At 61.4% G+C, this 13349-nt stretch carries 10 protein-coding genes and 1 pseudogene; 3 read left to right on the forward strand and 8 right to left on the reverse strand.

Annotated elements, in window-relative coordinates; all coding sequences use genetic code 11:
• From AC1DH9_RS19585 to AC1DH9_RS19600, 4 genes are all read right to left on the reverse strand, one after another.
• On the reverse strand, positions 1 to 3217 hold a 3217-nt coding region (locus tag AC1DH9_RS19585; protein ID WP_477808619.1), incomplete at its 3' end, for a PAAR domain-containing protein.
• 96 nt (positions 3218 to 3313) lie between these two features.
• Positions 3314 to 3595 carry a hypothetical protein gene (locus AC1DH9_RS19590; protein WP_427545490.1) on the reverse strand — a complete coding sequence of 94 codons (282 nt, stop codon included), beginning with the start codon at positions 3593 to 3595 and terminating at the stop codon, positions 3314 to 3316.
• 29 nt (positions 3596 to 3624) lie between these two features.
• On the reverse strand, positions 3625 to 4062 hold the full coding sequence (locus AC1DH9_RS19595) for a DcrB-related protein (RefSeq protein ID WP_427545488.1): 438 nt from the start codon (positions 4060 to 4062) through the stop codon (positions 3625 to 3627).
• Between the two features lie 18 nt (positions 4063 to 4080).
• Positions 4081 to 6018, reverse strand: coding sequence for a type VI secretion system Vgr family protein (locus tag AC1DH9_RS19600; RefSeq protein ID WP_429539554.1), 1938 nt, complete (start codon positions 6016 to 6018; stop codon positions 4081 to 4083).
• 249 nt (positions 6019 to 6267) lie between these two features.
• Between AC1DH9_RS19600 and AC1DH9_RS19605 the strand changes: the two genes are divergently transcribed.
• The 3 genes from AC1DH9_RS19605 (at position 6268) to AC1DH9_RS19615 (ending at position 7591) form a co-directional block, all read left to right on the forward strand.
• A complete protein-coding gene (locus AC1DH9_RS19605; RefSeq protein ID WP_477760995.1) occupies positions 6268 to 6675 on the forward strand; it encodes a hypothetical protein in 408 nt (135 codons plus the stop codon).
• Between the two features lie 27 nt (positions 6676 to 6702).
• The gene (locus AC1DH9_RS19610; protein ID WP_427545484.1) at positions 6703 to 7236 is read left to right on the forward strand and encodes a hypothetical protein; all 534 of its coding nucleotides are present in this window, start codon (positions 6703 to 6705) and stop codon (positions 7234 to 7236) included.
• Between the two features lie 88 nt (positions 7237 to 7324).
• Positions 7325 to 7591, forward strand: coding sequence for a hypothetical protein (locus AC1DH9_RS19615; protein WP_427545482.1), 267 nt, complete (start codon positions 7325 to 7327; stop codon positions 7589 to 7591).
• Between the two features lie 111 nt (positions 7592 to 7702).
• Here AC1DH9_RS19615 and tssH read toward each other — a convergent pair.
• The 4 genes and pseudogenes from tssH to tssE form a co-directional block, all read right to left on the reverse strand.
• A pseudogene (tssH, locus tag AC1DH9_RS19620) lies at positions 7703 to 10075 on the reverse strand (type VI secretion system ATPase TssH); the annotation flags it as partial.
• Positions 10068 to 11120 (reverse strand): type VI secretion system baseplate subunit TssG, encoded by a 1053-nt coding sequence (tssG, locus tag AC1DH9_RS19625; protein WP_477808620.1) that lies wholly within the window; start codon positions 11118 to 11120, stop codon positions 10068 to 10070. The pseudogene tssH and the gene tssG, both read right to left, overlap by 8 nt.
• Positions 11084 to 12943, reverse strand: a complete 1860-nt coding sequence (gene tssF, locus AC1DH9_RS19630) for a type VI secretion system baseplate subunit TssF (RefSeq protein ID WP_427545476.1) — start codon at positions 12941 to 12943, stop codon at positions 11084 to 11086. Before tssF ends, tssG begins: the two co-directional genes overlap by 37 nt.
• Positions 12940 to 13349 (reverse strand): type VI secretion system baseplate subunit TssE (tssE, locus tag AC1DH9_RS19635; RefSeq protein WP_477808621.1); only part of this gene is annotated, 410 nt, incomplete at its 5' end. The genes tssE and tssF, both read right to left, overlap by 4 nt.

Consider the following 13349-nt stretch of genomic DNA (forward strand, 5'->3'; position numbering starts at 1 on the left):
CTTCGTCTTCGTAGAGGTARAGGCTGGTCTGCTGATGGCGATGTTCCTGCAACAGGCGCAGGCCGTCCCAGGTGAAGCGGGTTTCGCCGAGTGGGTAGCCGTGGGTGTCGTGCTCGGTTTTTTCAATGCGTCGGCCCAGCGGGTCGTAGGTCATCCTGACCACGCTGCCGTTTTCGTTGCGCACTTCAATCAACCGGCTTTCGGCATCGTAGGCGAAGCGTTGCAGGCCCCGTTTAGCGCTGCGTTTTTCGATCATCCGGCCAAACGCGTCATAGCGATAACGCTTGTCCTGATAGGTCAGCAGTTTGTTGTGCACCACCAGCCCGGCACCGGGTTGCGGGGAGTCCAGCAGGTTGGCGGCGGCGTCGTAGGCGAAGGTTTCGCGCTGGCCGTGCAGGCTGTCCTGGCTGGCGATGATGCGGCCGGTGGCGTCGTAGTGCAGCAGTTGGCGGTGTTGCGCGGCGGGTTGCTGGTCGAGTTTGCCGATCAGGTTGTCGGCGGGGTCGTACTCGAAGTGTTTTTGCACCGCTGCCGGCATCAGTGATGGCTGGCTGCTGTGACGGCGTTGGCGTGAGCGCAAGCGGCCGCTACGGTCGTATTCGCTGCGGGTGCTGATCTGGCCCTGGGTGCGTAGCACTTCGCGGTGCAGGCGGTCGCGTTCGAAGTCGCTGATGACCTGGCCGTCGAGKTTGATCTGGTGCAGGTGGCCGCTGCCGTAGTACAGGCGATTGAGCCAGCGCCCGTCGGGTAGTTGGGTCTGGATCAGGTTGCCGAGTTCGTCGTAGTGGTGGTGCAGGCTGCCGGCCGTGCTTTGTTCTGCGAGCAACTGGCCGAGGGCGTCGTAGGCGAAGCTCAGGGTTTGTGCGTTGCCGTGGTTGTCGGTGAAGGTGACGGCGGTGAGCTGGTCCAGCGGGTCGTAGCTGTAGTCGGTGCGGCCATCGTCGGTGACTTTGGCGATCAGCCGGCCAACGGCGTCGCGTTCCAGGCGATGAACGATGGGGGCCGGCGGTGCTTCGGGGACGACGGCCAGGCCGTTGCCGTAAGGTGCCGGAATYGCCGTGACCGCCGCGACGTTATCCAGCAGGTCATAGGTGTAGCGCTTGGCGCTGCCGTCGAGGTCTTGTTGTTCGGTCAGCCGGTCTCCAGCATCCCAGGCGAACCGATAACTTTCACCGTTCTCATTGGTCAGCGCGTTCAGCCGCCCATAGCTGTCGTACCCGAACTGCACCTGCCGACCATGGGCGTCGGTGCGCTGGCGTACCTGGCCGCGACGGTTATGTTGATAGAGCGTGGTGTGCCCGGCCGGGTCGGTATAACCGGTCAGCTGGCCGCTGACGTCGCGCTGATATTGCTCGGTGCGGCCGTCCGGCAACTGGCTGCTGAGCAACCGCCCCTGGGCGTCGTAGCTGAATTGGGTGCGTTCGCCGAGGGCATCGGTGATCGTTTGCAGATAGCCCCGGTTGTCGTAGCTGAACCGCGTCGGATAACTCGAGCAATCGATGTGTTCGACCAGTTGGCCGAACGGGTTCCAGCGCAGCCTTTTGCTTTTGCCGGTGGCGTCGATGATCTCGACGACCTGGCCGTGGGTGTCATAGCGGTAGCGGGTGATGTGGCCCAGCGGATCGGTCTCGGCGATGCAGTTGCCGCGCTGATCGTAGCGATATTGCCAACTGTTGCCGGCGGCATCGGTTTCCACCAGCGGCAAGGCCCAGTGTTCCAGCCATAGGGTCGAGTCACTGCGGCCCAGCGGGTCGGTTTCGCCGATCAGGTTGCCGGCGTCGTCGTAGCTGTATTCGTAGCGCCCGCCCAGCGGGTCGGTGGCGCTGAGCAGTTGGCGTTCGTCGTTCCACTCGAACTGCCAGGTCTGGCCGAGGTTGTCGGTGTACTCGGTGATCTGGTGCTGGCTGTTCCAGCGCCGTGTACTGATGCGCTGCGAGCCATCGGTGATGCGCGTGACACCGGCGACGAGGTCATAGTCGAACCGGTAAGTATCGCCCTCGTCGGTCCAGTGGCGGACCACGCGCCATTCAAGGTCTTCAACTAACGCCCATTCATAGAAACACCGCAGCCCCGTGGGCAGCTGGTGCTCGACCATCCGCCGCCCGGCGTCGTAGCTGAAGCGCCGTTGCACCTGGCCGGTGGCGTCGCGCACCTCGGCCAGATTGCTCATTGCGTCGTAGCCATAGCTGACGAGCACTTCGCGACGTTGGTCGGGGTACAGGCGTTCCACCCGAGCCACGCGACCGCCTTCATGAATCAGCTCGACCTGCACCAGATCGAAGGCGTCCCCCCCCAGCACCTTGGCCCCGGTCGCGGCGTGCACCGGGTTCGACGAACCCATGGCCGCGTTGGCCATCGCGCTCATGGCGCTGCTGACAGCCATCGACGTCGCGCCGCCGATCAGCATGCACGGCAGTTTGCTGAAGAATTTGCCTTTGCCGCCCTTGAGCATCAGCAACGCGGTGACCGCCAGCCCCACGCCCGGGGTCTTGCCGCTGCGGATCTCGCGTACCACCACCGAACCGCCACCGATGGTCACGTTCGATGAGATCAGCCCGGACGATACGACCTTGGCATCGCAGGTGGTGCGGTCGCCGCTGCGCACGGCCGGTTGGCCGTTGATGGTGACTTTGTCCGAGCCCTCGGCCAGAAACTGCGGCGGCATCGGCGGATGCTTCATGCAGGTGACCAGGTCCAGCGGCTTGGGCACGGCACCGGGCGCYGGGGTGGCGACGGTGGGGCGCCACATCTGGGAGAAGAAGCTCTCGGCCATGTCCAGATAGCTGGGCTCGGCTTCGGGCTCGGGTGCCTCCAGCTCGGTGCCTGCCGGCGCGACATGGGACGGGATCGCCCCGGCGGCGCGGGCGGCGGGAATGCTGTTGATCAGGGTGTTGGTGGAACCGGTGAGAATCGTCGCCTGCACCGTGGGCGGAAACAGCGAATTGCTGAAACTCTCGCACAGGTTGCTTAAACCCTTGTCGGCCCCGGTCTTGCTCATGGCGAGACCGACGATGGTGCCCACTACCGCACCGAGCAGAAAGCAACCGAGGCCGCCGGTGGCGACGGTGATGCCGGTGGCCGCGACCACGGCGGCGGTGGCCAGCGCGGTAATCGCAATGTTCGCCGCCACCTCAAGCACGCCGCCAAGAATGTCGGCCATCATCGAGGTGTGGTCGAGTGCATCGCCCAACCGGGCGGCCCAGAGTGCGTCAGACATGCGGGATGTTCATCCGGCGCAAGCGTCTGACGGCTGCGTAATCGTTGCGCTTGTTGCGCAATTGTATGCCTTCCATTGCACCGTTCTCCTTGTTGGTTACGGCATACTCATCAGCGCCATTCTCAGGCGTTTGATCAGCTTCTGATTCTTGAGGCAATCGGCTGGCCGTATGTTACCGAGGGCGGGCACTTGCTGTTCGATCCACCACAATCCTTCCTCAAGCCCTCTTTTACCGTTGAGGACGACCGCCATATCGAGGTTGCCATTCAAGGCTTTCGCCAGCGTGCGGGCATCGTCGTCGAGATAGACTTTGTTATACAAATCCACGAAATCCTGCCATTCGGCATCGCCAGGGTAATCGTCTTCCAGTTGTTCCATCTTCAGAGTGCCTCAGACATGCAGGGTGCTCATGAGGCCGGAACGTCGAACAACAGCGAATTCTTGATGGTCGCCCAATGCGCGGCTTCGGCATCGCCGAGTTTTTCGGCCTTCACGTAGCTCAGGGCGAGCATTTTGCGGGTGCCGGGCAACACCAGCGCCAATTGGTACTGGAAGACTTTGTCGTTGCCCTTGTTGAACTGGCTGCGCAACTCGATGCCTTCGACGTCCTGGTTGGCACCCAGGCGCACGGCGACGCCCGGTTGAAAACGCAAATCCTGCACTTGTTTTTCCAGGCGTTTGAGCTGGTCGTCGAAGTTGCTTTGCAGGGTTTCGCCGTCGGCCAGCAAGCTGCGGCTGACGATCAGCGAAGTGCCCAGTTCGGCGAACTTGAGGATGTTGATCGTCGCGTCTTGCAGCTCGCCTGCCGGCAGTTGGAACTGGAATTCATTGATGCGATAAGTCATGGCGCCTAAATCTCGTGGTTAACCCTTGGGCTTGGGGAATGCGGCATTGATGTTGGCGTCGATGCTGGCCTTGACGCCCTGGCCGTCAGGCGTGGCGCCAGGGCCACCACCGTTGTTCAGGTGCAGTACGCCGCCGGTGTTGATCTCGGCGTCACCGCTGGCATAGAAGCTGATTTGCACGCCGGTCAGATTGATCTGGCCGCTGGCATTGAGCTCCAGGATGCTTTCACCACAGACCAGCCGCAGGTTCTCGCCCACTTCGATGACGTAGCTCTGGCTGATGCTGTCGGTCTTGCGCTGGCCCACCGACAGAATGTCTTCCTGCTTGACGATGCGCAGACGGTTGTTGCCGATGGTCACCGTCTCGTCATGCCCGATGCTCTTGTTGCGGTCGTGGCCCACCGAGTGGCTTTCATCGACCTCGACCACGATGTCCTGATTGCGCTCGGCATGGATGTACAACTGCTCGGCGCCTTTTTTGTCTTCCATGCGGATTTCGTTGAAATTCGCCGGCGTGCCACCCTTGCTCGAACGGCTTTTCATGCCGCTCTGGGTGGCGTTTTCCGGCAAGTCGTAGGGCACGGTCTGTTCGGCGTTGTAGACGCGGCCGGTGATGATCGGCCGGTCCGGGTCGCCTTCGAGGAAGCTGACGATGACTTCCTGGCCGATCCGCGGGATCTGCATCGAGCCCCAGTTTTTACCGGCCCAGGACTGTGACACGCGAATCCAGCACGAGCTGTTTTCGTTGGACTGATCATGCCGGTCCCAATAGAAATGCACCTTCACCCGGCCAAACTGATCGGTCCAGATTTCCTCGCCTTTGGGGCCCACCACCAACGCGGTCTGCGGGCCCTTGACGATTGGGCGGTGGGTGTTGGGCAGCGGGCGGTAGCTTTGTTGGGCGTCGATGCAGGTCAGGCTGCTTTCGAACTGTGTCGAAGGCGCACCGCCACCGGTTTCCCCGCTTTCCTGGGAAATGTAATAGCGGGTGCCGACGATCAGGTATTCACGGTTCTGGTCCTGGCGGCTGAAGCCGGTGAGGCTGAACAAATGACCCGAGCCCAGGCCTCGGGCGTTGCCGGCCAGCTCGACCTGTTCGTGCAGGGTCTGCAAGGCTTCGATGCGGGTGCGGGCGTAATGTTCGCCGTCTTCGCTTTGCACATAAGTGCCGGGGTAGTCGTACAGCGGATAATCGCCGGCGGTGTGCGGACGGGGCATGGCCGAGCGCACGTCGATACGCGCGCTGGGGCGCTGGAAATCATAGTCGTTGAGTTCCAGCGACCCCGGCTGGACTTCCTGGGCCAGGTGCCAATCGTGGATGTGATCGCGTTCGCGCTGCTGCTCATTCCTGGGGTAGTAGGGCACCGAGGCGTAGCCGGGCGCACTGGTGTGAGCGCCGTAGGCATCGGCCAACACCAACACATGACGACCCTGTTCATGGCGGAAGAAGTAGTAGATCCCTTCCTGCTCCATCAGGCGGCTGACGAAATCGAAACTGGTTTCGCGATACTGCACGCAGTATTCCCACTCGCGATAGGGCCGGCTCAGGGCATCTTCGAAATCGGAAAAGCCGAGGTCGCGAAACACCTGCTTGATGATTTGCGGGATGCTCAGGTTCTGGAAAATCCGGCAATCGGAGGTGCGGGTCAGCAGCCAAAGCCAAGGCCGCAGCGTGACCTGGTAGCTGGCGAACTGGCCCTGGTCGACATTCTGGCTGCAGCGGGCAACGATGCCATGGAAATGACGTTCGCCACCGCCGTCCAGTTGCAGGCTCAGGGACATGGGTTTGCCGAGCAACTGGTTGAGGTCGATGGCATTGTCCAGCGAGTGCAGCTGCAACTCATAGTTGAACAGCCGCCCCAGCTCTTCGCCGCCACCCATGTCTTTGAGCAACAGCACCTCAGGCCCCAGGGGGCTGGTGATTTTTGCCAGGCGTGAGGCTTGGTTGAATAACATGGGCTGTCCTTATTCGCTGTCGCAATCCTTTTGACGCTGCCGAAGATTGCAGCCTTTTGACTTTAAAGATCAAGAGATTGCGGCCTTCGGCAGTTCGTACAGAGACGCGCGACCGCCAGGGCGGTGGCGCTGAAGTCATAATGTAGTTCGTTAGTTGAGGGAGAGGAACCAGGTTCTTGAATGTTGCCAGGCATTACCTGAATATCGGCTCCTCCGCGCGTCACCTCACGTCCATGGAAGGCGATTACTGTGACCTTTTACCGCATTCAAGAAACCGATCTTGAAACCCCCGATACCTGGCAGGACCAGAGCATCAATATTTTTAAGCTAAGTGAAGCGCTAAAGGCATACGTGGAAAAAGCAGACGCTGACTCAATTCGCGTTCGAATTATTGATCGCACGCTGGACTCCGCTTTGCATGCTATCGGGTTTTCGAAGACGGCAGAGAATGATGTTTATTTTTTGGATGTCCCGGACGATAAGCAGAAGGCTAGGGTATTTGATGCTCTACGTTTACTGGGAGCGGCCTTTTCGGCGGGTAAGGAATGGTGCCCGTCTGAAGTCTTTGAATACCTTCGGGACATGGGTTTGCTGAGCGGTAAGTTTTTGAGAATCTCGTGGACGCAGCCCGACCAATACCTTCTTACGGACGCCTGAGTCATGGCAACAAGGGGAAAGCTTTCAATGAGTACCCATCCAGAGAATGTATTGCTGCTTGCCCTGGCCAATGATGAGTTGGATAAATTCCTCGTAGGCGAGCCGTTCTACTTTCAAGAAGCCAAAAACGACTACGAGGAACCGCAAAATATCTTCGTGGCCTTCGATTTGCTGGTGTTGCGTTACTGGCAGCAGACCCGCGACGCCAGCTTCCCTGCATGCTTCGTGGCGGCTCTTCTCAAGCTTCTCGCGACCTACCCCGATCGTAATCGGGCGATCTATGCCGCAGCGGGCTGGGTTTGGAATTACCGATTTTGCCTGAGCCAAAAGCGCGAAGAGCCCGATGGGCTCTATGCCGAGCTGTTCGAAATCGACATGGGGTCCGTGGCCTTAGCCCTTCGAAGGCAGCTTGAGATCAATAAGGCAGCGCTTATCCTGGATACACGTTGGGCGGGTGGCAGTTGGAACAGCGAGAACGGTTTATGGGAGCCGTTGATGCGTATCGCCCTGAACGTCAGGGACAAGCTTGGAGGACCGGACTGCGTGCCTGCCAATATCTGATGAGTTATGGATCGCTGGATGTAATCGATGTCGGAAGCATTCCACTAAACGACCTCAGTTGAACGGCATTAGAGTTTTAGAGATGACCGTGAAATTTCAAGATGTTTTGGTAAGTCGCGAACACATGTTCTCCGTGGGCTTCGAACAAGACTCGGGCCGATTTTATGTATCTATACCGGTCAGCAACGGCATGGTCGACTACGAGGAATACTATGAAGTTGATCGCGCGACCTTTGATCTATTTAAGCGTGACCCGGATGCTGCACTGCCGTTTGTTATGCGTTGCAGGAAGCGTGAACTGGACGAACTGTTGATTGTCCAGCCGGGTACCAACCGCGGCACCGCCATCTTATGACGGGCTCGCGCCACTTTTTCCCTGCCGGAACCGGATCAAGTGTGGGAGCGGGCTTGCTCGCGAAGGCGGTGTGTCAGCCAATATCAATGTCGCTGACAGATTGCATTCGCGGTACGGAATGGTCACCAGGCGGCCCAGCAAGGCCGGCGGGAAAATCTCCAGCAGCGGTTGGCGCAGGGCCTTGGCGATTTCTTCGGGCTCGGGCACGTTTTGCGGGTCTTTGCAGACCCGGGMAATCAGCTCGGTGCCAGCGTTGGTGGTCAGCAGAATCAAGGTGTTCTTGAAGTCGATCACGCGACCTTCGCCGTCCTCCATCACGCCTTTGTCGAAGACCTGGAAGAAGATCTCATGCACGTCCGGGTGGGCTTTTTCCACCTCGTCCAGCAGCACCACACTGTAAGGTTTGCGCCGCACGGCTTCGGTCAGCACGCCACCTTCGCCATAACCGATGTAACCCGGTGGTGCGCCCTTGAGCGTGGACACCGTGTGGGCTTCCTGGAATTCGCTCATGTTGATGGTGATGACGTTCTGCTCGCCGCCGTACATGGCTTCGGCCAGGGCCAGGGCGGTTTCGGTCTTGCCCACGCCGGAGGTGCCGGCGAGCATGAACACGCCAATCGGTTTGCTCGGGTTGTCGAGGCCGGCGCGGGAGGTCTGGATGCGCTTGGCGATCATCTGCAAAGCGTGGTCCTGGCCGATGATGCGTTTCTTCAAGTGCTGGTCGAGGTTGAGCACGGTTTCCAGTTCGTTACGGGCCATGCGGCCCACCGGAATACCAGTCCAGTCGGCGACCACCGAGGCTACGGCCTGGTAATCCACAGTCGGCAGGATCAACGGGGTTTCGCCTTGCAGGGCGCTGAGACGCTGTTGCAGGTCCACCAGTTTTTCGCGCAAGGCGTGGCTGGTCTCGCTGCCGTCCTCGCTGTCCACCACACCGACGCGCTCGCGCAGGGTGGCGCGGGTGGCGAGCAATTCGTCTACCAGGGTTTTCTCTTCGGCCCAGCGACTTTCCAGCTCGGCGAGGCGTTCGCGTTCGGCACTCAGCAGGTTTTCGCTTTGGATTTGGCGGGCGCCGATGACGATGCCGATGGCGTGCTCGCGGGCGATGATCTGCAGTTCGGTTTCCAACGCCTCGATGCGCCGACGGCTGTCGTCCACTTCGGCCGGCACGGCATGCAGGCTGATGGCGACCCGGGCGCAGGCGGTGTCCAGCAGGCTCACGGATTTGTCCGGCAACTGGCGCGCCGGGATGTAGCGGTGAGACAGCTTGACCGACGCTTCCAGGGCTTCGTCGAGGATCTGCACCTGATGGTGTTTTTCCATCGTCGAGGCCACGCCGCGCATCATCAGCAACGCCTTGTCTTCCGACGGCTCGGCCACTTGCACCACCTGGAAGCGACGAGTCAGGGCCGGGTCTTTTTCAATGTGCTTCTTGTACTCGGCCCACGTCGTGGCGGCCACGGTGCGCAACGTGCCCCGGGCCAGGGCCGGTTTCAACAGGTTGGCCGCATCCCCGGTACCGGCGGCGCCACCGGCACCGACCAGCGTGTGGGCTTCGTCGATGAACAGGATGATCGGTTTCGGCGAGGCCTGGACGTCTTCGATGACCTGGCGCAGGCGTTGTTCGAATTCACCTTTCATGCTCGCGCCGGCCTGCAACAGGCCGACATCGAGGCTGCGCAGTTCCACGTCTTTGAGCGCCGGCGGCACGTCACCGGCGACGATGCGCAGGGCAAAGCCTTCGACCACGGCGGTTTTACCGACGCCGGCTTCACCGGTCAGAATCGGGTTGTTCTGACGACGACGCATGAGGATGTCCACCAGATGACGGATCTCTTCGTCACGGCCGACGATCGGGTCAAGCTTGCCATTGCGGGCCTGCTCGGTGAGGTCGACGGTAAAACGCTTGAGCGCTTCCTGCTTGCCCATGGCGCTGGGGGCCATGGCGCCGCTGGCTTCACCGGGTACGCTGCCGGCGTTGAAACCATCGCTGGCGCTGAGCGCATTTTCCGGCGAGTCGCCGACGTATTCGTCGAACCGCTCGCTCAGGGCCTCGACCTTGATCTTGTCAAACTCGGCCGACAGCCCGAGCAGCCCGTGGCGCAGGCTCGGCGTCTTGAGGATGCCCAGCACCAGGTAGCCGGTACGCACCTGGCTTTCGCCGAACATCAGGCTGCCGTAGACCCAGCCACGCTCCACGGCTTCTTCCACATGGGAAGACAAGTCAGTGATTGATGTCGAGCCCCGTGGCAAACGGTCCAGGGCTTCGGTCAGGTCCCGGGCCAGGCGCGCCGGCTCGATATTGAACTGGCGGATGAGGCGGTGCAGGTCCGAATCCTGCAATTGCAGCAACTGATGAAACCAGTGAGCCAGTTCCACATAAGGGTTGCCACGCAACTTGCAGAACACGGTGGCGGCTTCGATGGCTTTGTAGGCCACGCTGTTGAGTTTGCCGAACAACGCGGCGCGACTGATTTCACCCATGCTCTTGGCTCCTTGAGATCTGTGAGGTGTTGGCTTGCTCGGCATAATGCCGGGCCAGTATTAAGTCCTTGGCATCTTTTGCGGGCTTGCCCACCCAGGTATTGAACCCCAGGCGGAAGCGGCCATTGAGTTGCAGCGTCGGCACTTCGGGCTGTTTCAGAACCAGGTTCAGATCCCAGTCCAGTTCATGGCCCAGGTATTCGGCCACCCAGGCCACCAGCTCATTGAAGGATGGGCTGCCGGGCAACATGCTCATATAGTCATCCAGCTCGAGCGGCCCCAGGCGAATGCGGAATTTGTGCTGGCGATCCCAGACGCAGCGGCCCAGGCAAAAATCCACGCCMAATTGATGGGCGCTCACGCCCACGCGGCTGCGCTCCGGCAGCACCAGCCATTGGCCGACGTACTCTTCGATCTCCACCGGCAGGCCGAAGTACTCGCCGATAATTGCCTTCAAACCGTCGGGGTAACGGGTTTGTGCCGACAGATGACCGCTGTAATGCAGCTTCGCCGTGTCGGGTATCAGCCCTTGTTTGAGCAGGCTCGGCATGCCTCGACCGCTCAGTGCTGCCAGACGTGCCGACCAGTAGTCATCGTCCGGGCGATCATGGCTGACTGTCGGCCGGGCTTCGGCCCAGGCCCGGTAAAACAGGCTCAGCAGGCGATGATGGAACACATCCAGAAAGCGTTTGCTGGTGCTGTCGGCGTTGTTGCGCTGGCGTTCGCGCACATATTCGGTGAGGTGCAGCGGCAACGGGCCGTTGGGGCCGCCGAGGCCGAAAAAGAACTGCTCCAGACGCGCCGGCGAACCGTCGATGCCCGGCTGTACCGAGGCCAGGGTCGCGGGGGCGAAGGTGCAATCGGCCTGTTGCCCAAGGCGCAAGGGGTCGTCGGCCAGGCGTAACGAATGGCCCAGGCGCGGGAGCTCAGGCGATTCACACTCGATGCGCCGTAATGCCTGGAAGAAGTCGTATTCCCAGGGCTCCTGATGCATCGCGTCCAGGGTACTCACAGGGTCGGACGGCGTCCGGGTTTGGCTTTCCATCGCATGATCTCGCCGCGTTCGGTGGTACGGATCACCGTCTCGGTAAAACTGTTGATCGACACGTAGCGTGCCAGGAAGCGCTCGAAGACTGCACCGAGCAAAAAGACGCCAGTGCCACGAAACGCGTTTTCATCAAATTCCAGGGTGATCTCCAGGCCGCGGCCAAACACGATCGGGCCCGGCATTGGCAGGCGTCGGGTGCAGGCTTTGCTGCTGACTTCGCGCAGGCCTTCGATCTGCAACTGCAAGGCTGCATCATTGTCGTCGCCATACAGGCGCAGCAGCTCGCGCAGGGCGGCGGCGCCCTGGCCTTGCTCGCTGAGGGACAAGTAGTTGAGCGAAAGCTGGCTGATCAACCGCCAGGCCTTGGCGTCGTGGGCATGGCTGGCGCGTGGGCGGCTCGGGCCCGCTACGCAGCGCACGGCTGCTACCGGTGCACTGTCGGCCAGGGTGAAGTCGGTCTTGCTGTTGCCCACGCTCATGAACAGCGGCAGGTCGCGGTTGGTGCACAACGCCGTTACGCCCAATTGGCGCAGGTCGTGGCGATAGGGCGCCTGCTGGCTGTCCACCAGGCTGACGAAGGTTTCGCTGCCGATGTAAGTCGAACGTGGGCCGTTGCGCCGCTGGCCGCTGGACAGCATGCGGGGTTCGCGCCGCACGGTGTAATACGCCTGATCGCGGCCGTAGCGAGACGGATCGCGGACGGCATAGAACGGCAAAAAAGGCTGTTCCGACCCGGTGCCATGGCCGGTGAGGGCGGTCAGGGAATGAATCTCGAAATCCATCGGCCGGGTACGGTCGGCGATCACGTGATGTTCATTCACCCGTTCCGACAAGTGGATGCGATCCAGGCGCTTGGGAAACAAGTTGATTGCCGGGGTGCAGAACGGCAGGAACTGCGCGGCACCGACGCTGCCTTCCAGGCTCGGATCATGACGGTCGAACAGCACGATCAATTCCAGCTCCTGACCCTCGCAGCGTTTGACTGCCCGGCTCAACCCGGTGAAGTCGACAAACAGAAAGCGGCGGGGCAGGGCGAAGTATTCCTGCAACAGGCGATAGCCCTGGAAGGCTCGCGAGACCACGGGCAGCGCGGCGTCGGTATCGTCGAATCCCACGGAACGCAGTGCATCCTGTGGCAGGCGTTCTACCCAATCGCCGCCGGGCTGACGGGCGAAGACGGCGCAGGCGTTGCCCAGCAGCTGTTCATAGAGGCGAAAGGGCTGCTCGTCTGCACCGTTGAGGTACAACGGCAGGTTGTCCAGGGCCAGACTATTGAACGGCAGTTCGGCACCGGTGCGCAGGGTCAGGCGCAGGCCGGCCTTGGCCTTGGGGGTGCTGGCAGCCAGGCGCCCGAGCACGGCGGACGGGTTACCGAAGTACTCGGCCTGGCTGACCTGCAATGGCCACAACGTCACCGCATGGGCGGTGCGGTACTCGCAGCAGGTTTGGCTTTCGCGCCCCAGGGCGGCACGCAGGACCGTGTCCCGGGGCAGCGGGAAGCCGCTGCTCAGCGAGCCTTCATCGGGGTCGGCCTGCAAGTGCACCACGGTCATCGACGGTGTTGGCGCCAGGTAATGGGGGTACGCGATTTCCAGCAGGTTGTGGGTGAAGGTCGGGTATTCAGCATCGAGCTTGAGCTGTACCCGTGCCGTCAGGTAGGCGAACCCTTCCAGCAAGCGCTCGACGTACGGATCGGCGCAGTCCATACCGGACAACGTCAGCCGACTGGCGATTTTCGGGTATTCCTGGGCGAACTCCGCCGCGCTTTCGCGCACGTGGTGCAGTTCCTGGTTGTACAGCTCCAGCAGGCGCGGGTTCATGAGCGTCTCCGCTGGTCGGCGTTGACCACCCGCACATGGCCGGACTCCAGGTCCAGGTCGGTTTGCAGCATCAGGCGCAGCGGCACCGGCTGCGCCCAGAGATCGCCTTCAATCTCGAAACTCAGGGCGTTGTGGTTCATTTCGGCGGATGCCCGGGCCCGCACGCGCAGGGTATGGCGCAGAATCCGCGGTTCGAACGTGGCGATGGCCTGGTGGATCAGCGCTTCAAGCGCCGCRATATCGACGTTCGACGCACTGTTGCCGGCCAGGGCCRGCAGCCCGAAGTTGACCACCGAAGTACCGGCCGGGGTGTGCAACGTCGCATCGGCGCCGAGCAATGAAGTGGTGTTGAGCAGCCACGCCAAGTCCCGCAGCACCGAGGCTTTGAGTTGGGTCAGGGACAGCA

The organism is Pseudomonas sp. 05T35 (assembly GCF_056396605.1).